Source organism: Pseudomonas taiwanensis, from assembly GCF_013393345.1.
Lineage (GTDB): Bacteria > Pseudomonadota > Gammaproteobacteria > Pseudomonadales > Pseudomonadaceae > Metapseudomonas > Metapseudomonas resinovorans_C.
The window spans coordinates 170,384-189,106 of record NZ_QJRF01000069.1; the positions used below are offsets into that span (position 1 = coordinate 170,384).

Here is an 18,723-nt window from a genome sequence, read left to right on the forward strand (position 1 = left end):
CATGGGAATCCATCTGAACGATGGTGGCGATGATCTCCAGGAAACCCACGAGATCAACGTCACCCCCTTCATCGACGTCATGCTGGTGCTGCTCATCATCTTCATGGTGGCGGCACCCCTGGCGACGGTCGACATCAAGGTCGACCTGCCCGCCTCCACCGCCAAGCCCGCTCCCAGGCCGGACAAGCCGATCTACCTGAGCATCAAGGAAGACAAGAGCCTGTACCTGGAGAACGAGCAGGTCACCGAAGAGCAACTGGCCGGCGTGCTGGACAAGCTGACCAAGTCCGACAAGGAAAAGACCATCTTCGTGCGCGGCGACAAGGTCGTCGAATACGGTCGCCTGATGGAAGTCATGGATGCGCTGCGCAGTGCCGGCTACCTGAAGATCGGCCTGGTTGGACTCGAGACGGTCGGGACTAAATGAGCCAAGGCAAACGCAAGCTGTCGCAATGGGGCGTCAGCCTGGTCGTCGTGCTCGGCCTGCACATCGGCCTCGGCCTCTGGGCGCTCTACTGGCGCCCGCACGCCGAGCCGATCGAGCTGCCGCCCGCGGCCATGATGGTGGAGCTGGAGCCGTTGCCGGCCCCCGCACCCGTCCCGGCGCCACCACCGCCACCCCAGGTCGAGCCCGAACCCGAACCGCTGCCCAAGCTGGTGGAAGTGCCGAAGCCGAAGATCGCCATCGCGCCCAAGCCGAAACCCAAGCCCAAGCCGCCGAAGCCGAAACCGCCGGAGCCCAAGCCTGAGAAGCCGCAGGAAACCGAGAGCGTGAAGGAAAGCGTCGCCGCGCCCACCAAGGCCCCGAGCGACACCAAGCCCGCTGCCCAGCAGCAGGCCGCTTCCAGCGCACCTTCGGACGCCAAGCCGACCTGGCAGAGCAAGCTGCTCGCGCACCTGGCACGCTACAAGCGTTACCCGGACGACGCCCGCCGCCGCGGCTTCGAAGGGGTCAACCGCCTGCGCTTCGTGGTCGATGGCGAAGGCAAGGTGATCTCCTACACCCTGGTGGGCAAGTCCGGCAGCGCCTCGCTGGACCGCGCCACTTTGGAGATGATCCGGCGCGCTCAGCCGCTGCCGCCGCCCCCGCCGGAGCTGCTCAACAACGGCTCCCTGGAAGTGGTTGCGCCCTTCGTCTACTCGCTGGACCGGCGCTGACTCCCAAGCGCCTGCGCACCTCGCGCAGGCGCTTGGTTCCATTGACTCCAGCCGCTATGCTTGCCGGACCTCAATGGATAAATGCTATGACCCTCACCGAACTGCGCTATATCGTCACCCTCGCCCAGGAACAGCATTTCGGCCGTGCCGCCGAACGCTGCCACGTGAGCCAGCCGACGCTGTCGGTGGGGGTGAAGAAGCTGGAAGACGAGCTCGGCGTGCTCATCTTCGAGCGCAGCAAGAGCGCCGTGCGCCTGACCCCGGTCGGTGAGGGCATCGTTACCCAGGCGCAGAAAGTGCTGGAGCAGGCGCAGGGCATCCGCGAGATGGCCCAGGCCGGCAAGAACCAGCTCGCCGCACCGCTCAAGGTGGGCGCCATCTACACCGTTGGTCCCTACCTCTTCCCGCACCTGATTCCGCAGCTGCACCGGGTCGCGCCGCAGATGCCGCTGTACATCGAAGAGAACTTCACCCACATCCTGCGTGACAAGCTGCGCACCGGCGAACTCGACGCGATCATCATCGCCCTGCCGTTCGCCGAAGCCGATGTGCTGACCAAGCCACTCTACGACGAACCCTTCTACGTGCTGCTGCCGTTCGGGCATCCCTGGAGCGAGCGCGAATCCATCGACAGCGAGATGCTCAATGACAAGAGCCTGCTGTTGCTGGGCGAAGGCCACTGCTTCCGCGACCAGGTGCTGGAAGCCTGCCCGAGCCTGCGCAAGGGTGGTGAGGACAGCGCCAAGCACACCACCGTAGAATCCAGTTCCCTGGAAACCATCCGCCACATGGTTGCCTCCGGCCTCGGCGTGTCGATCCTGCCGTTCTCGGCCGTGGACAGCCATCACTACGCCCCCGGCATCATCGAGATCCGCCCGCTGACGCCACCCGTTCCCTTCCGCACCGTGGCCATCGCCTGGCGCGCCAGCTTCCCGCGCCCGCGCGCCATTGAAGTGCTGGCGGACTCCATCCGCCTCTGCTCCGTGGCCCACCCGAAAACCCAGGGCGAACCGCAGCCGGCATGACCGAGCTGGCGCAAGTCTCGGTCACCGCGCTCAAGGGCGTCGGTGCCGCCCTGGCGGAAAAGCTCGCCAAGGTTGGCCTGGAGAATCTGCAGGACATCCTGTTCCACCTGCCTACCCGCTATCAGGACCGCACCCGCATCACCCCCATCGGCGAATTGCGCCCGGGGCAGGATGCGGTGGTGGAAGGCATCGTCGGCGGCGCCGACGTCGTCATGGGCCGGCGTCGCAGCCTGCTGGTACGCCTGCAGGACGGTAGCGGAACCCTCTCCTTGCGCTTCTTCCACTTCAGCCAGGCGCAGAAGGAAGGCCTCAAGCGTGGCACCCAGTTGCGTTGCTATGGCGAAGTCCGCCCTGGCGCCACCGGCCTCGAGATCTACCACCCGGAGTACCGCTCCCTCAGCGGCGATGAAGCGCCGCCGGTCGAGCAGACCCTGACCCCGATCTACCCGACGACCGAAGGCCTGACCCAACAGCGCCTGCGCAGCCTCAGCCAGCTCGCCCTGGCCCGCCTCGGCCCACACAGCCTGCCGGACTGGCTGCCCAAGGAGTTGGCGCGCGATTACCACCTGGGCTCGCTCGACGAAGCCATCCGCTATCTCCACCGGCCACCGCCGGATGCCGACCTCGAAGAACTCGCCGAAGGCCAGCACTGGGCGCAGCAACGCCTCGCCTTCGAAGAGTTGCTGACCCACCAGCTGTCGCTACAGCGTCTGCGCGAGAGCCTGCGGGCCCAGCACGCGCCGCAACTGCCGCCGGCGCGCAAACTGCCCAAGCAGTACCTGGCCAACCTCGGCTTCCAGCCCACCGGCGCCCAACAGCGGGTCGGTGCCGAGATCGCCTACGACCTGGCCCAACAGGAACCCATGCTGCGTCTGGTGCAGGGCGACGTCGGTGCCGGTAAGACGGTGGTCGCCGCGCTGGCCGCGCTGCAGGCCCTGGAGGCCGGCTACCAGGTGGCCTTGATGGCCCCCACGGAAATCCTCGCCGAGCAGCACTACGTCAATTTCACCAAGTGGCTGCAACCGCTCGGCCTCGAAGTCGCCTGGCTTGCCGGCAAGCTCAAGGGCAAGGCGCGCGCCGCCGCCCTGGAACAGATCGCCGGTGGCACGCCGATGATCGTCGGCACCCATGCGCTGTTCCAGGACGAGGTGAAGTTCAAGCGCCTGGCCCTGGTGATCATCGACGAGCAGCACCGCTTCGGCGTCCAGCAACGCCTGGCCCTGCGCCAGAAAGGCGTGGACGGACGCCTCTGCCCGCACCAGTTGATCATGACCGCCACGCCGATCCCGCGAACGCTGGCGATGAGTGCCTACGCCGACCTGGACACCTCCATCCTCGACGAGCTGCCGCCCGGCCGGACGCCAGTGAACACCGTGCTGGTCGCCGATAGCCGCCGCATCGAAGTGATCGAGCGCGTCCGTGCGGCGTGCCATGAAGGGCGCCAGGCCTATTGGGTCTGCACCCTGATCGAAGAGTCCGAAGAGCTGACCTGCCAGGCAGCGGAGACGACGTTCGAAGAGCTTTCCTCGGCCCTCGGCGAACTGCGCGTGGGCCTGATCCACGGGCGCATGAAGCCTGCCGAGAAGGCTGCGGTGATGGCCGAGTTCAAGGCCGGCGCCCTGCAACTGCTGGTGGCCACCACCGTGATCGAGGTGGGCGTGGACGTGCCCAACGCCAGCCTGATGATCATCGAGAACCCCGAGCGGCTCGGCCTTGCCCAGTTGCACCAGCTGCGCGGTCGCGTTGGCCGGGGCAGTGCCGCCAGCCACTGCGTGCTGCTCTACCACGCGCCACTGTCACAGCTCGGCCGCGAACGCCTGGCGATCATGCGTGAAACCTGCGACGGCTTCGTCATCGCCGAGAAGGACCTGGAGTTGCGTGGTCCCGGCGAAATGCTCGGCACCCGCCAGACCGGCCTGTTGCAGTTCAAGGTGGCCGACCTCATGCGCGACGCCGACCTCTTGCCCGCCGTACGCGACGCGGCACAAGCGCTACTGGCCCATTGGCCTCAGCACGTCAGTCCACTCTTGGAGCGCTGGTTGCGTCACGGCCAACAGTACGGCCAAGTGTGATGCAGTTCACAGCTCAATCGTCGCCTCGCCCCGACCCTTCCCGACCTGCTCGTTATACTCCGGGCAGAAAAATCAAAGCTGGATGCTGCCATGACTGAAGTCGCCCTCGTCCCGGATTCCTCGCCACAACCGCCCGAAGTGATAGTGCAGCTGCTCGAAAAACTCGGGCTGGCGTTTCAGGTTCGCCTGGAGCATCCGGGGCTGTCCGCTGCGCAGCGGGTCCAGTCGGTATTGCTGGAAGACGCCGTCGGCGCCCTCTTGGTGCTTTTCCCGCGCAGCCAGTTGCTCGACCTCAATCGCCTCGCCGAACTCACTGGCCGCAAGCTGGTGGCGGTCAAGCCCGAGCGCCTCGATCGCATGCTCGGCAAACATCAACTGGGCGCCCTGCCCGGCCTGCCGCCGCTGACCAGCTCGCCTTGCCTGTATGACGAGCGCCTGCTGCAGGAGCCACGCGTGCTGGTGGAATCCGGACAACCCGGCGTGCTGCTGGAGCTGGCCAGCGAGGACTACCGTGGTCTGCTGAGCAAGGCCAGCGCCGCGCGCTTCGGCGAGCCCCTGGCGAGCATCCGCCCGAACCTCGACCGCCCGGCCGACGACCGCGCAGAGATCACCCAGGCTGTGCAGGCCTTCACCGCGCGCCGCATCCAGCAGCGCCTCGAAGAAACCATCGAGATCCCGCCACTGGCGGAGTCCGCGCAGAAAATCATCAAGCTGCGGGTCGATCCCAATGCCACCGTGGAAGACATCACCGGCGTCGTGGAAACCGACCCGGCCCTGGCCGCACAGGTGGTGAGCTGGGCGGCCTCGCCCTACTACGCCGCCCCCGGCAAGATCCGCTCGGTGGAAGACGCCATCGTGCGCGTGCTGGGCTTCGACCTGGTGATCAACCTTGCCCTCGGCCTAGCCCTGGGCAAGTCCCTGAGCCTGCCCAAGGACCAGCCGCAGCAAGCCACACCCTACTGGCAGCAGGCGATCTATACCGCCGCGGTCATCGAGGGCCTGACCCGTGCCATGCCGCGTGCCCAGCGTCCCGAGACCGGCCTGACCTATCTCGCCGGCCTGCTGCACAACTTCGGCTACCTGGTGCTGGCCCACGTCTTCCCGCCGCATTTCTCGCTGATCTGCCGGCACCTGGAGGTCAACCCGCACCTCTCCCACAGCTACATCGAACAGCACCTGCTGGGTATCACCCGCGAGCAGATCGGCAGCTGGCTGATGCGCTTCTGGGACATGCCGGAAGAGCTCTACACCGCCCTGCGTTTCCAGCACGACCCCGACTACCAGAACGACAACGCTGCCTACCCCAACCTGGTATGCCTGGCGGTCAGCCTGCTGCGTAACCGCGGCATCGGTTCCGGCCCGGAAGTCGAGATTCCGGACGACCTGTTCGACGCCTTGGGTATCAGTCGCGAGAAGGCGGATGACGCGGTGAACAAGGTGCTGCAGGCGGAAGCCGCGCTGCGCGAACTGGCTTCCCAGTTCAACGGTCCGCACTAATCCTGCGGGCATGAAAAAGGGGCGCCAGTGGCGCCCCTTTTTTCATTCCCTTTCCGCACGCCGTAAGAGCGATTTCAATCGCGAATGAATTCGCTCCTACTGGGGAAACGAGGTCAGGCGGCTTTCTTCTCGACGGCCTTCTTCTTCGGCACCAGGTGCTTGGTCAGCCCCTGGAACCAGATCACCAGCGCCGGGTTGCCCTGGATCTGGATGTCCTTGTTCTGGATGCCCTGCATGAAGGCCAGCTGCTTGTTCTTCGCGCTCATGGTGGCGAAGCCGTAGGCACCGTCCTTGAAGCCGATGGCGAAGGCCGGCGAGTTGGCGGGGCCGCGCTTACTGATGACGCGCTGTTCGCGAACGATGAAATGACGGGCGATCTTGCCGTCCAGGGTATGCAGCTGGAACACCAGGTCCTTGCCCGCCAGCTGCTGCTGGAACTCGGCATTATCACGGCTGGCCTTGGCCATCAGGCGGCCCAGCATCCAGAGAAGAAAGCGGAATTTCATGCGCGCACGGCCTCGAAGGATGGAGAAAGCGGCGCATTGTAGCGGTTTGCCGGCAGGACTACAGCCAGCTAAAGGAGGGTATTGCGAGGGCGCGAGTGAACTGCCCGGAACCTCCCCGGTTCCGGGCAGAAGAAGCTTAGTTCACGGCTTCTTTCAGCGACTTGCCCGGTTTGAAGGCGACAGTATTGCTGGCCTTGATCTTGACCGGCTGACCCGTCTGCGGGTTCTTGCCAGTGCGGGCACCACGATGACGTTGCAGGAAGGTGCCGAAGCCCACCAGCGTTACGCTGTCCTTGCGGTTCAGCGCGTTGGTGATTTCTTCCAGCACCGCATTGAGTACGCGATTGGCCTGATCCTTGGTGAGATCGGCCTTTTCCGCGATAGCGGCGGCGAGTTCCGGTTTACGCATAGATGCCTCATTGACGGTTTGTTGTTTTTGTGTCCGTGCTGTTCGTCCAGAACAGCGCCCAAGGCGCCGCAACGGCTCTGCGCTGCGGCAGACCACGGGGAGGATGGCACGCCGATTGGCACTCCGCCAGTGTCCTCAGCGGGAATTCCGAAAGAACAGAAGGATTAATCCGACAGAAGGGCTGACATTTATGCCAGAAGCGGCGGCAGCTCCCGGTTCAGGGCCAGTTTCTCCTGCACCGCGGCCCCGGTAAGGGCATAGCCGAGCAGGCTTCCAGCCGCATCGCGGTAAAGCGCCTTGATGTCCGCCCCGGAGCCTTCAACCGTCCAGCTGCCATCCGTGCCACGGGGTGGCGGCGACACCACCAGCGGGCAGACCGGGGTCTTCACCGTGACCGGCATCGCGCCGTACGCCACCGCAGTAGGCGTACCTGCCAGGGTCTGTGCCAGCGCGCGGGCGCAGGCCATCAACGGCATCACGTAAAGCAGGTTGAGGCCGTCGACCTCGGCGCAGTCGCCAAGGGCGTAGATGTTCGCGTGGGACGTGCGCAGCTGGCGGTCCACCGCCACGCCCCGGTTTACCGCGAGCCCGGCGGCGGCGGCCAGCTCGGTGCGCGGACGCAAGCCAACGGCGGACACCACCAGGTCACAGGTGATCCGGGTGCCATCGGAGAGCAGCGCCTCCAGGCCGTTCTCGCCGCGATCCAGACGGGCCAGCACCGGACCGAGGTGGAAGCGCGCGCCGAGGCTTTCCAGCCCGGCCTGCACCGCAGACGCGGCAGCCGAATGCAGCAGACCCGGCATCACCTGCTCGCAGGGCGCGACCAGTTCCACTTCCAGGCCGCCCAGGCTGAGGTCATTGGCGAACTCGCAACCGATCAGCCCGGCGCCGAGGATCAGCACCCGGCGCTTGCCGGCCGCAGCGGTGCGGAAGCGCGCGTAGTCTTCGAGGTCGTTGATCGGGAAGATCGCATCCTGGGCATCGCCCTCGACCGGCACGCGAATGGTGTCCGCACCCCAGGCAAGGACAAGGTCGCGATAGGGCACGGCTTCCTCGCCTATCCACAGGCGCTGGTGACCCGGGTCGATGCCGGTGATGCGCGTGTGGGTGCGGATTTCCGCCTTGAGCTGCTCAGCCATGGCGCCGGCCTCGGCCATGGCCAGGCCGTCGGCGTCCTTGTTCTTGCCGAAGCCCGTGGACAGCATCGGCTTGGAGTAGGAGCGGCCATCGTCGGCACTGATCAGGAGCAGCGGGGTTTCGCTGTCCAGCTTGCGAAACTCCTTGGCCAGGTTGTAACCGGCCAGGCCGGTGCCGACTATCACCACGGGTGCACTCATTGCTCACTCCTGCTCGCGAAACGACGCGACGGCCCCGAGGCCGTCGCTTGAATGGGGGTTGAATGGCGGGATCAGGCGATCTCGATCATCTCGAAATCGATTTTTCCGACGCCGCAATCGGGGCAGACCCAGTCCGGCGGAATGTCTTCCCAGCGTGTGCCTGGTGCGATGCCCTCTTCAGGCAGCCCCTCGGCTTCGTCGTAGATGAAACCGCAGACAACGCATTGCCACTTACGCATGACCACCTCCGCCGGCGCGGAAAGCCGTACTGAACCTACTCCAATCGACCGGCGACCGCCAAGCGTCACCGGACCAGTCCAGACAGAGGATAGGCTGAACCTGCAGACACAAAAAAGCCGGCACGGGGCCGGCTTTTCCAGGCGGAAACGGGATCAGTTGATTTCGATCATCTCGAAATCCAGCTTGCCCACGCCGCAGTCGGGGCAAATCCAGTCCTGCGGAACGTCCTCCCAGCGGGTGCCGGCGGCGATGCCGTCATCCGGCCAGCCCTGGGATTCGTCGTAGACCAGGCCACATACCACGCATTGCCACTTCTTCATCACTCAGCTCTCCACAATCAGGCGTTCGCGGACCGTAGCCTCTGGCGGGCATTTCGGTCACTTCAGGGGCGCTTTTTACTGGTTTATTCCCCCCCCGGGCAAGAGGCAGCCGACAGGCACCGACCGTGCTAATCTGCGCCGTCTTCCATCGCCCAAGCCCCTTCCGTGCCACACGCAGCCCTCGTCCATCCGCCCCGCTGGCTCACCGCCGCCCAGCTCCATCCCGCTCCGGCCGCCAGCGTCCGCGACTGGCTGTTCGACCAGGGCTCACTGACCCGCCGTCTGACCGCACTTTCCGATAACGCCTTCAGCGTCACGCCGCTGGAAGAAGGCTGGCAGACCCTTCGCACCGACGAATGCGCTGCCCTGGGCATTCCCGCCGGCAGCCAGGGCTGGGTGCGCGAAGTGTACCTGCGCGGCCACGGCGAGATCTGGGTGTTCGCCCGCAGCGTGGCGGCCCGCGCTGCCCTGGAAGGCTCCGGACTGGACCTGCATCAGCTCGGCAGCCGCTCTCTCGGCGAGCTGCTGTTCAGCGACCGCGCCTTCGACCGCGGCGCCATCGAAGTCACCCGGTATCCCGCCGCCCTGCTGCCGGTGGCCGTGCGCGCCGAACGCCTGTGGGGCCGCCGATCCTGTTTTTCGCGGGGCGCACTGGGGGTGCTGGTGGCGGAGATCTTCCTCCCTGCCCTGTGGCGCCAGGCAGGCATCGAGGCCTTATAATCCGGCGCTTCGACGGGAGAGCCGGAGAGCCACCTGTGTACCTGACCCTGCTGCAATCGCTGAACCGCCTGCACCCCCGCGCCATGGATTTCATCCAGCTGACCCGGCTGGACAAGCCCATCGGAATCTACCTGCTGCTCTGGCCCACGCTCTGGGCCCTGTGGATTGCCGGTGAGGGCAGCCCCAGCGTGGCCAACCTGGTGATCTTCGTCCTCGGCGTGAACCTGATGCGCGCCGCCGGCTGCGTGATCAACGACTACGCGGACCGCAACTTCGACGGCCACGTCACCCGCACCCGGGCGCGCCCCATGGCCAGCGGCCGGATCACGCCACGGGAAGCGCTGGTGTTCTTCGCCGTTCTGGTGGCCATCAGCTTCGTATTGGTGCTGTTCACCAATGCCACGACCATCTGGCTATCATTCGGCGGCCTGGCACTGGCCGCCTGCTACCCCTTCATGAAGCGCTACACCTTCTACCCACAGGTGGTGCTGGGCGCGGCCTTCTCCTGGGGCATGCCGATGGCCTTCACCGCCGAGACCGGCGAGCTGCCGGCGGCAGCCTGGCTGCTGTACATCGCCAACCTGCTGTGGACCGTGGCCTACGACACCTATTACGCCATGACCGATCGCGAGGACGACCTGAAGATCGGGGTCAAATCCACCGCGATCCTCTTCGGCGACGCCGATCGCCTGATCATCGCCACGCTGCAGGGCCTGGCACTGTTCTGCCTGGTACTTGCGGGGAACCGCTTCGAACTGGGGGCAAGTTTCTACGTGGGGCTGATGGTGGCGGCCGCGTGCTTCGCCTGGGAGTTCTACAGCACCCGCACCCGTGATCCACAGGCCTGCTTCAAGGCCTTCCTGCACAACCACTGGGCGGGCCTGGCCATCTTTGCCGGCATCGTCGCCGACTACGCGCTGCGCTGAGGCGCAGCGCGCAGGTCACCTGTTCAACTGACCGGCTGCAGAACGCAGGTAGTTTTCCAGCCGACTAGTAAGCTTCGGGCTTGGCGACGTGCCAGACCCCCATCTTGCCGTCGCCGGTGACATCTCCGGCTTTCTTGTCCATGACAAAGGTGTACAGCGGCTTGCCGTCGTACGCCCACTGCATGGAGCCGTCGTCGCGCTTGACCACGCTCCACTCGCCATCGGCCTTGGCGCTGGCATCGGCCATCAACGGCGGCCAGTTGTCTGCGCACTGGCCGTTGCAGGCGGACTTGCCGTCTGAGTCCTTGTCGTAGGTGTAAAGCGTCATGCCCTTGGCATCCACCAGCATGCCGTCCTTCTCCATCGCCGGCTCGGCCGCCAGGCCCAACAGGGGCCAGCTCAGCAGTGCGCCAGCAAGCAGCGGAACGACTCGGGGGAACATTCTTCTCATTTTTCTAGCCTCTCCTCGGAATGAACAGCGAAAGCCTGGCGGCGGCTGGATCACGGCTTGAGGTCACAGCAGCACAGGACAGAAGGAGCCACGAACACCCATCAGGGCGATGGGGTCCTGTGCCAGGCTCCAGGCCGTCCCAGGTTTGGGGCGGCCTCAATCAGAATAGACGAGGCCGATTCGACCGAGTTCCATGCAATTGGTGGATCGGCAAGGGGTCTGCAAGGTCCTAACATTCACGTGTCACATCCCTGCAATAATTCCGTTATCTAATGCGGCGCAATCAGTCAAACACGCGACCTTTCTTGAGGCTTGAACATGGTTGGCAAGAACATCCTGATAGTCGACGACGAAGCGCCGATCCGCGAGATGATCGCCGTCGCCCTGGAGATGGCCGGCTACGACTGCCTGGAAGCCGAAAACACCCAGCAGGCGCACGCCGTCATCGTCGATCGCAAACCCGATCTGATCCTCCTCGACTGGATGCTGCCCGGCACGTCCGGCATCGAGCTGGCTCGCCGCCTCAAGCGCGACGACCTGACCAGCGATATCCCGATCATCATGCTCACGGCCAAGGGCGAAGAGGACAACAAGATCCAGGGCCTGGAAGTCGGCGCTGACGACTACATCACCAAGCCCTTCTCCCCGCGTGAGCTGGTGGCCCGCCTGAAGGCCGTGCTGCGCCGTGCCGGCCCCAGCGACAGCGAAGCGCCGATCGCCATCGGCGGCCTTCTGCTGGACCCGATCAGCCACCGCGTGACCATCGACGGCAAACCTGCCGAGATGGGCCCCACCGAATACCGTCTGCTGCAGTTCTTCATGACCCACCAGGAGCGCGCCTATACCCGTGGCCAGCTGCTGGACCAGGTATGGGGCGGCAACGTCTACGTCGAGGAGCGCACCGTCGACGTGCACATCCGGCGCCTGCGCAAGGCCCTCGGCGAGGTATACGAAAATCTGGTTCAGACCGTTCGCGGCACCGGCTATCGTTTCTCCACGAAAAGCTGAACCCGCCCTCCCCACAAGGACGCGATAGGTGAATCAAGACTGGCGCGGCGTCGTTATCCGCCGCCTGCTTCTGCTGATCGGTGCCTGCCTGCTGGTGGGGCTGGTCACCGGCCACTATGCCTGGGCCCTGGTAGTCGGCCTTGGCGCCTACCTCGGCTGGACCCTGGCGCAACTGCTGCGCCTGTACAAATGGCTCAAGGAACACAGGCCCGATGAACCGCCGCCGGACGGCTACGGCTTGTGGGGCGAGGTGTTCGACAGCATCTACCACCTCCAGCGCCGTGACCAGCGCGTGCGTGGCCGTCTGCAGGCGGTGATCGACCGCGTGCAGGAGTCCACCGCCGCCCTGAAAGACGCCGTGGTGATGCTCGACAGCGACGGCAACCTCGACTGGTGGAACCGCGCCGCGGAAACCCTGCTGGGCCTGAAGACGCCCCAGGACAGCGGCCAGCCGGCGACCAACCTGATCCGCCATCCGCGCTTCAAGGAATATTTCGAGCAGGGCAAGTACAACGAACCCCTGGACCTGCCCTCTCCGGTCAATGACCGCCTGCGCCTGCAGTTCCACATCACCAAGTACGGCAACAGCGAGCACCTGATGCTGGTGCGCGACGTCACCCGTCTCCACCAGCTGGAGCAGATGCGCAAGGACTTCGTCGCCAACGTCTCCCACGAGCTGCGTACACCGCTGACGGTGATCGCCGGCTACCTGGAAACCCTGCTGGACAACGTCGAAGACGTGAACCCGCGCTGGACCCGCGCGCTGCAGCAGATGAGCCAGCAGGGCAAGCGCATGCAGAACCTGCTCAACGACCTGCTGCTGCTGGCCAAGCTGGAAGCCACCGACTACCCCTCGGACAACCAGCCGGTGGCGGTGGACCTGATGCTGCTGCAGATCAAGGCCGACGCCATTGCCCTGTCCGGCAACCGCCACCACCGCATCAGCCTGGAAGCCGACCACAACTACAAGCTCCGCGGCAGCGAGGCGGAACTGCGCAGCGCCTTCTCCAACCTGGTGTTCAACGCGGTGAAGTACACACCCGACGAAGGTGAGATCCGCATCCGCTGGTGGGGCGACGAAGCCGCCGCGCACCTTTCCGTGCAGGACAGCGGCATCGGCATCGAGACCAAGCACCTGCCGCGCCTGACCGAACGCTTCTACCGCGTCGACTCCAGCCGCAACAGCAGCACCGGGGGCACCGGCCTGGGCCTGGCTATCGTCAAGCATGTGCTGATCCGCCATCGCGGCCGCCTCGACATCAGCTCGGTGCTCAACCACGGCAGTACCTTCACCTGCCATTTCCCCAGCAGCCAGGTGGTCCGGCGCAGCTGAATGCCCAGGCACCCCGACTTGCAAACTCGGGGTGCAGCATTCAACCTTAGCCGTTCCTTCGTCAGCAAAAGCCCTCCATGGACCCTTCCCCTAGTAGTAACTTCCTCAGTTACTTCGCCGATTTCGGCCTGATTCTCTTTGCGCTTTTCCTCGTGGTGCTCAACGGCTTCTTCGTTGCCGCCGAATTCGCCATGGTCAAGCTGCGCTCCACCCGCGTCGAATCCATCGCCGACAAGCACGGCTGGCGGGGTCGCATCCTGCGCACCGTACACAACCAGCTGGACGCCTACCTGTCGGCCTGTCAGTTGGGCATCACCCTGGCTTCGCTGGGCCTCGGCTGGGTCGGTGAACCGGCCTTCGCCCACCTGCTCGGTCCGGTGCTGGAGTACGCCGGCATCGATTCGCCGAAGCTGCTCCACGGCATCGCCTTCTTCACCGCCTTCTTCATCATTTCGTACCTGCACATTGTGGTCGGCGAGCTCGCGCCCAAATCCTGGGCCATCCGCAAGCCGGAGCTGCTGTCGCTGTGGACCGCCGTACCGCTCTACCTCTTCTACTGGCTGATGTACCCGGCCATCTGGCTACTCAATGCCAGCGCCAACACCATCCTGCGCATCGCAGGGCAAGGCGAGCCCGGCCCGCACCACGAGCATCACTACAGCCGCGACGAGCTGAAACTGATCCTGCACTCCAGCCGCGCCCGCGACCCCAGCGACCAGGACATGCGCGTACTGGCCTCGGCCGTGGAGCTGGGTGAACTGGAAGTGGTGGACTGGGCCAACTCCCGCGAAGACCTGATATTCCTTGAGCACGACGCACCGCTGGCGGACATCCTCAGCGTGATCCGCCGCCACAAGTACAGCCGCTACCCGGTGCACGACGACCAGAAAGGCGAGTTCATCGGCGTCCTGCACATCAAGGACCTGCTGTTGGCGTTGTCAGCGCTGGACAGCCTGCCGGAAAGCTTCGACCTCGCCGAACTCACCCATCCGCTGGAACGCGTCACCAAGCACATGCCGCTGTCGCGCCTGCTGGAGCAGTTCCGCCAGGGCGGCGCGCACTTCGCCGTGGTCGAGGAGGCCGACGGCAAGGTGGTGGGCTTCCTGACCATGGAAGACGTGCTGGAAGTGCTGGTCGGCGATATCCAGGACGAACACCGCAAGACCGAACGCGGCGTGCTGGCCTACCAGCCGGGCAAGCTGCTGGTGCGCGGCGACACTCCGCTGTTCAAGGTGGAACGCCTGCTCGGCATCGATCTCGATCACGTGGAAGCCGACACCCTCGCCGGCCTGATCTACGAAAGCCTGAACCGCGTGCCGGAAGAGGAAGAAGTGCTGGAAACCGACGGCCTGCGCATCATCGTGAAGAAGATGAAAGGCCCGAAGATCGTCCTCGCCAAGGTGCTCAAGCTCGACTGAGCACACTCGTACAACAACGGTGTGTCCGGTGGACTGCGATGTTGGGCTTCGCATAGCTCAGCCACAACCTACGGTGACCACCGGCTGCGCGAAACCGACTAGGTACTTGTAGGTTGGGCAGAGCGCAGCGAAGCCCAACGACGGTGTATCCGGTGGAGCGCGATGTTGGGCTTCGCGTAGCTCAGCCACAACCTACGGTGACCACCGGCTGCGCGAAACCGACTAGGTACTTGTAGGTTGGGCAGAGCGCAGCGAAGCCCAACGACGGTGTATCCGGTGGAGCGCGATGCTGGGCTTCGCGTAGCTCAGCCACAACCTACGGTGACCACCGGCTGCGCGAAACTGACTAGGTACTTGTAGGTTGGGCAGAGCGCAGCGAAGCCCAACGACGGTGTATCCGGTGGAGCGCGATGTTGGGCTTCGCGTAGCTCAGCCACAACCTACGCCAATCCGAATCCTTACTCCCCGCCCACCGCGAAGTTCGGCAGCGTATCCACCGGCTGGGCGAAATCGAATGGGATGGACTCCAACGCCAGGCCCAGATTGCGCTGGATGACGAAGTGCAGGTGCGGGCCGGTGCTGTTGCCGGTGTTGCCGGAGCGGGCGATGCGTTCGCCAATGGACACCGCCTGACCTTCGCGCACCTGCACCGAACCCCGCATCAGGTGCAGGTAGACGCCCATGGTGCCGTCGTCATGCAGGATGCGCACGAAGTTGCCGGACGGGTTGTTGCCCCGGCCGCTCTGGTCGTTCTCGATCTTCACCACCATTCCCGGCCGCGCCGCGACGATAGGCGTGCCTTCGGGCATCGCGATATCCAGGGCATAGCGCCCCTTGGGGGTGAAATGGCTGTAGCGGCCATTGGCACCCTGGGTCAGGCGGAAGGGGCCGCCCTGCCAGGGCAGCGGGTAGCGATACACCACCGGCTGCACGCGCGGGTCGCCCATGGCGTAACGCAATTTGGGCTTGTAGCGCATGGGTCGGCTCGGATCAGCCGGTGCCAGGGTGGCCATGCGCATGCTGCTGCGCGGCGCCAGCACCCAGCGTATCGGCTGGTCCGGGGCACCGGAGACGTTGTCGGCCTGGTCGATGCGCAACTCCACTTCCACCGGCGCGAACAGCTCATTGCGCAGCACCAGGGTTTCGCCTGCTGCGTGTTTTTTGGTTTCCAGCTTCACCGACAGGTCGAGGCGCTCCACCATGCGATCGCGGAAGACGAACACCTGGGCACCGGACACGGCCTTGTCGGTGTAGGTCACCACACCGTTGGCGTCGGTGTACTTGTAGATGGTCAATGCCGCCGCAGGCAGGCTTGCGCCCAGCAGCAGCACTAGAGAAAGGAATCGCCCCAGCATGTCCGCCCGTTTGTTCTTCTGTGCTCCGTGTTGCCGAAGATTAGCAGCGCGAATCTCGCCGGGCGAGACGTTGCCCGTCGGGCTGTGACGGGGTTGGCTGGACGGTCAGGCACCAGGGACGAAATGCTTTTGGGCGGTGCCGCGAGCGATCAGGCGGGACAGGTAATCGAGTTTCTGCGGATCGCGGTCGACGAAGCGGAAAGTCAGCAGCAGCCATTCGCTATCGGGCTTGGGCTCCAGCGCTGCGACCGAGTGCAGGTAGCCATTGAGTCGCGCCACTTCGCCGCCCTCGCCCTGCTCCAGGTCGAGCACTGCGCTTTCCAGAACCTGCGGCAGCGGATCGCCGGCGCGCACGACGAGTTGCGCGTCCTTCAGGCTGAGGGCCTTGATCACGCAGGCCAGCACACCAGCCGGCAGGCGCAGCTGGGCCTGTCCGCGCCCGCCAGGCGCCTGGGCAGCGGACTTGGCCGACGGTGCCGGCACGGCGGGCTTGGCCACGGGCGCAGCCGCTGCCGGCGCGGCAGCCGGGCGGACCACCTCGGCCTTGCCGCCGGTGAGGGCGGCCAGGGAATCGTTGGCGAAACCGCCGGCGTTGGGCAGCTTGACCGGCGCGCTGGACATCAGCGCCTCGAGCTTGCCGCTGCGGCTCAGGGCCCGCTTCACCTTGGTGACCAGCTGATCATTGGAGAAGGGCTTGCCGATGTAGTCGGTAACGCCGGCCTGGATGGCCTGGATGACGTTTTCCTTGTCGCCGCGGCTGGTGACCATGATGAAAGGCGTGGCCTTCAGGTGGTCCTGCTCGCGGCACCAGGTGAGCAGTTCAAGGCCCGACATCTCGGGCATTTCCCAGTCGCAGAGGATCAGGTCGATTGTCGTGCGGGCGAGCATCTGCTGGGCCTTGCGCCCATTGATCGCTTCTTCGATCTGGGTGCCGGGAAAGTTGTCGCGCAGTCCTTTCTTCACCAGGTCGCGAATAAAGGACGCATCGTCCACCACCAGCACATTGACCTTGCCCATCGACTACTCCTTGGAATCGGGGCTAAGAATAGCCTTGGCTGATAGCCAATTGCCAAGCCTGTTTGCGACCCGCCGCCTGCCAGCGACCGACGGGTCACTTGCACGGCGGGAAAGCAAAACGCCCGGCACGAAGCCGGGCGTTCCTGGCACAGGCGACAGGATCAGTTCTTCGGAGCGGCCTCGCCAGTACCGGCGCCATTGCCCTTCACTTCCTCGGCCATGCGCGCCAGGCCCAGGTGACGTACGTCGGTGCCGCGCACCAGGTAGATTACCAGTTCGGAAATGTTGCGCGCGTGGTCACCGATACGCTCCAGGGAACGCAGGGCCCAGATGACGTTGAGCACGCGGCTGATGGCGCGCGGGTCTTCCATCATGTAGGTGACCAGCTCACGCAGGGCGGTCTTGTATTCGCGGTCGATGTTCTTGTCGTACTGGGCCACCGACAGAGCCAGATCGGCGTCGAAACGGGCGAAGGCATCCAAGGCTTCCTGGACCATCTTGCGCACCTGGTCGCCGATGTGACGCACCTCGACGTAGCCGCGCGGGGCCACACCCTCTTCGCACAGCTGGATGGCGCGACGAGCGATCTTCGACGCTTCGTCGCCGATGCGCTCGAGGTCGATCACCGACTTGGAGATGCTGATGATCAGGCGCAGGTCGGAGGCCGCCGGCTGGCGACGGGCGAGGATGCGCACGCACTCTTCGTCGATGTTGCGTTCCATCTGGTTGATCTGGTCATCGATCTCGCGCACTTGCTGGGCAAGGCCGGAGTCGGCGTCGATCAGCGCAGTGACCGCGTCATTGACCTGCTTTTCGACCAGGCCACCCATCGCCAGGAGGTGGCTGCGCACTTCCTCCAGTTCGGCGTTGAACTGCTGGGAGATGTGATGGGTGAGGCTGTCTTTGTCGATCATTTTCTAACCCTTGTTGAGCAGAATTCTTTTCCTGGTAGTAGTGGCCTTCAACCAATCGTGCTGGGCAAGGAGGCGAAGCGAAGACAGTACGAGTAGTACGGCAAGCTTCGCCGACGCAGTCCAGTGCGATTGGGGGTGGCCACTAGCCATAGCGACCGGTGATGTAGTCCTCGGTCTGCTTCTTTTCCGGGTTGGTGAACAGGGTATCGGTATCGCCGAACTCGATCAGCTTGCCCATGTACATGAACGCGGTGTAGTCGGAAACGCGCGCCGCCTGCTGCATGTTGTGGGTCACGATGACGATGGTGTACTTGCTCTTGAGCTCATAGATCAGCTCTTCCACTTTCAGGGTGGAGATCGGGTCCAGGGCCGAGCAGGGTTCGTCGAGCAGCAGTACCTCGGGTTCCACGGCGATGGTACGGGCGATCACCAGACGCTGCTGCTGACCACCGGACAGGCCGAGTGCGGATTCGTGCAGGCGGTCTTTCACCTCGTCCCACAGCGCGGCGCCCTTCAGCGCCCATTCCACGGCTTCGTCCAGCACGCGCTTCTTGTTGATGCCCTGGATGCGCAGACCGTACACCACGTTCTCGTAGATGCTCTTGGGGAACGGGTTCGGCTTCTGGAACACCATGCCCACGCGGCGACGCAGCTCGGCGACATCTTCGCCCTTGCGGTAGATGTTGGTGCCGTCGAGACGGATCTCACCTGCGACGCGGCAACCGTCCACCAGGTCGTTCATGCGGTTGAAGCAGCGCAGCAGGGTCGACTTGCCGCAACCGGACGGGCCGATGAAAGCGGTCACGCGCTGCTTCGGGATGTTCATGCTGACGTCGTGCAGCGCCTGCTTCTCGCCGTAGAACAGGGAGAGGCCGGGCACTTCGAGGGCGACGGTCTCCTTGTCCAGGCGCAGGTTCTGCTTGTCGCGGCCAAGGGCGGAAATGTTGACGCCGTGGCTGTGGGTTTCGTGTTGCATGTGTTCACTCCGTTCGTAGCTTCGAGCTACAAGCTGTAAGC

Annotated in this window: 20 protein-coding genes; 10 read left to right on the top strand and 10 right to left on the bottom strand. The window is 64.8% G+C overall.

Annotated features, from left to right (window positions below):
• The first annotated feature begins 1 nt into the window (after position 1).
• From exbD to DM872_RS21540, 5 genes are all read left to right on the top strand, one after another.
• Positions 2-427 carry a TonB system transport protein ExbD gene (exbD, locus tag DM872_RS21520; protein WP_179061346.1) on the top strand — a complete coding sequence of 142 codons (426 nt, stop codon included), beginning with the start codon at positions 2-4 and terminating at the stop codon, positions 425-427.
• Positions 424-1,158, top strand: a complete 735-nt coding sequence (locus DM872_RS21525) for an energy transducer TonB (protein WP_179061347.1) — start codon at positions 424-426, stop codon at positions 1,156-1,158. The genes exbD and DM872_RS21525 overlap by 4 nt, the downstream gene beginning before the upstream one ends.
• A gap of 86 nt (positions 1,159-1,244) precedes the next feature.
• Positions 1,245-2,183 (top strand): hydrogen peroxide-inducible genes activator, encoded by a 939-nt coding sequence (locus DM872_RS21530; protein WP_077524911.1) that lies wholly within the window; start codon positions 1,245-1,247, stop codon positions 2,181-2,183.
• Positions 2,180-4,255 carry an ATP-dependent DNA helicase RecG gene (gene recG, locus DM872_RS21535; RefSeq protein WP_179061348.1) on the top strand — a complete coding sequence of 692 codons (2,076 nt, stop codon included), beginning with the start codon at positions 2,180-2,182 and terminating at the stop codon, positions 4,253-4,255. The genes DM872_RS21530 and recG overlap by 4 nt, the downstream gene beginning before the upstream one ends.
• A gap of 90 nt (positions 4,256-4,345) precedes the next feature.
• The gene (locus DM872_RS21540) at positions 4,346-5,752 is read left to right on the top strand and encodes an HDOD domain-containing protein (protein ID WP_179061349.1); all 1,407 of its coding nucleotides are present in this window, start codon (positions 4,346-4,348) and stop codon (positions 5,750-5,752) included.
• 113 nt (positions 5,753-5,865) lie between these two features.
• On the opposite strand, the gene DM872_RS21545 is transcribed toward DM872_RS21540, so the two are convergent.
• From DM872_RS21545 to DM872_RS21565, 5 genes are all read right to left on the bottom strand, one after another.
• Complete coding sequence (locus tag DM872_RS21545) at positions 5,866-6,258, bottom strand: helicase (protein WP_179061350.1); 393 nt, start codon at positions 6,256-6,258, stop codon at positions 5,866-5,868.
• Positions 6,259-6,394: 136 nt separating this feature from the next.
• Positions 6,395-6,667 (bottom strand): HU family DNA-binding protein, encoded by a 273-nt coding sequence (locus DM872_RS21550; protein WP_016495401.1) that lies wholly within the window; start codon positions 6,665-6,667, stop codon positions 6,395-6,397.
• A 188-nt stretch (positions 6,668-6,855) separates the two neighbouring features.
• Positions 6,856-8,004, bottom strand: a complete 1,149-nt coding sequence (locus tag DM872_RS21555) for an NAD(P)/FAD-dependent oxidoreductase (protein ID WP_179061351.1) — start codon at positions 8,002-8,004, stop codon at positions 6,856-6,858.
• A 71-nt stretch (positions 8,005-8,075) separates the two neighbouring features.
• On the bottom strand, positions 8,076-8,243 hold the full coding sequence (locus DM872_RS21560; protein WP_077524853.1) for a rubredoxin: 168 nt from the start codon (positions 8,241-8,243) through the stop codon (positions 8,076-8,078).
• A 153-nt stretch (positions 8,244-8,396) separates the two neighbouring features.
• Complete coding sequence (locus tag DM872_RS21565) at positions 8,397-8,564, bottom strand: rubredoxin (RefSeq protein ID WP_077524852.1); 168 nt, start codon at positions 8,562-8,564, stop codon at positions 8,397-8,399.
• A gap of 165 nt (positions 8,565-8,729) precedes the next feature.
• On the opposite strand from DM872_RS21565, the gene DM872_RS21570 reads away from it, so the two are divergent.
• Positions 8,730-9,284 (top strand): chorismate lyase, encoded by a 555-nt coding sequence (locus DM872_RS21570; protein ID WP_179061352.1) that lies wholly within the window; start codon positions 8,730-8,732, stop codon positions 9,282-9,284.
• Positions 9,285-9,367: 83 nt separating this feature from the next.
• Positions 9,368-10,210, top strand: a complete 843-nt coding sequence (gene ubiA / locus DM872_RS21575; protein WP_218649514.1) for a 4-hydroxybenzoate octaprenyltransferase — start codon at positions 9,368-9,370, stop codon at positions 10,208-10,210.
• A 64-nt stretch (positions 10,211-10,274) separates the two neighbouring features.
• On the opposite strand, the gene DM872_RS21580 is transcribed toward ubiA, so the two are convergent.
• Positions 10,275-10,661, bottom strand: a complete 387-nt coding sequence (locus DM872_RS21580; protein WP_179061354.1) for a COG4315 family predicted lipoprotein — start codon at positions 10,659-10,661, stop codon at positions 10,275-10,277.
• 318 nt (positions 10,662-10,979) lie between these two features.
• Between DM872_RS21580 and phoB the strand changes: the two genes are divergently transcribed.
• The 3 genes from phoB to DM872_RS21595 all read left to right on the top strand — a co-directional run bounded on the left by phoB (position 10,980) and on the right by DM872_RS21595 (position 14,420).
• Positions 10,980-11,669: a phosphate regulon transcriptional regulator PhoB gene (gene phoB, locus DM872_RS21585; protein ID WP_077524848.1), complete on the top strand. Its 690-nt coding sequence runs from the start codon at positions 10,980-10,982 to the stop codon at positions 11,667-11,669.
• Positions 11,670-11,697: 28 nt separating this feature from the next.
• Positions 11,698-13,002 (top strand): phosphate regulon sensor histidine kinase PhoR, encoded by a 1,305-nt coding sequence (gene phoR, locus DM872_RS21590; protein ID WP_179061355.1) that lies wholly within the window; start codon positions 11,698-11,700, stop codon positions 13,000-13,002.
• Positions 13,003-13,079: 77 nt separating this feature from the next.
• Positions 13,080-14,420: a hemolysin family protein gene (locus DM872_RS21595; protein ID WP_179061356.1), complete on the top strand. Its 1,341-nt coding sequence runs from the start codon at positions 13,080-13,082 to the stop codon at positions 14,418-14,420.
• A gap of 458 nt (positions 14,421-14,878) precedes the next feature.
• Here the strand turns inward: DM872_RS21595 and DM872_RS21600 are convergent, their stop codons facing one another.
• The 4 genes from DM872_RS21600 to pstB form a co-directional block, all read right to left on the bottom strand.
• The gene (locus DM872_RS21600; RefSeq protein ID WP_077527879.1) at positions 14,879-15,775 is read right to left on the bottom strand and encodes a peptidoglycan DD-metalloendopeptidase family protein; all 897 of its coding nucleotides are present in this window, start codon (positions 15,773-15,775) and stop codon (positions 14,879-14,881) included.
• Positions 15,776-15,880: 105 nt separating this feature from the next.
• Positions 15,881-16,792, bottom strand: a complete 912-nt coding sequence (locus DM872_RS21605; RefSeq protein ID WP_179061357.1) for a response regulator — start codon at positions 16,790-16,792, stop codon at positions 15,881-15,883.
• Between the two features lie 161 nt (positions 16,793-16,953).
• Positions 16,954-17,706, bottom strand: a complete 753-nt coding sequence (gene phoU, locus DM872_RS21610; RefSeq protein ID WP_179061358.1) for a phosphate signaling complex protein PhoU — start codon at positions 17,704-17,706, stop codon at positions 16,954-16,956.
• Positions 17,707-17,848: 142 nt separating this feature from the next.
• The gene (gene pstB, locus DM872_RS21615) at positions 17,849-18,682 is read right to left on the bottom strand and encodes a phosphate ABC transporter ATP-binding protein PstB (protein ID WP_179061359.1); all 834 of its coding nucleotides are present in this window, start codon (positions 18,680-18,682) and stop codon (positions 17,849-17,851) included.
• Positions 18,683-18,723 lie beyond the last annotated feature (41 nt).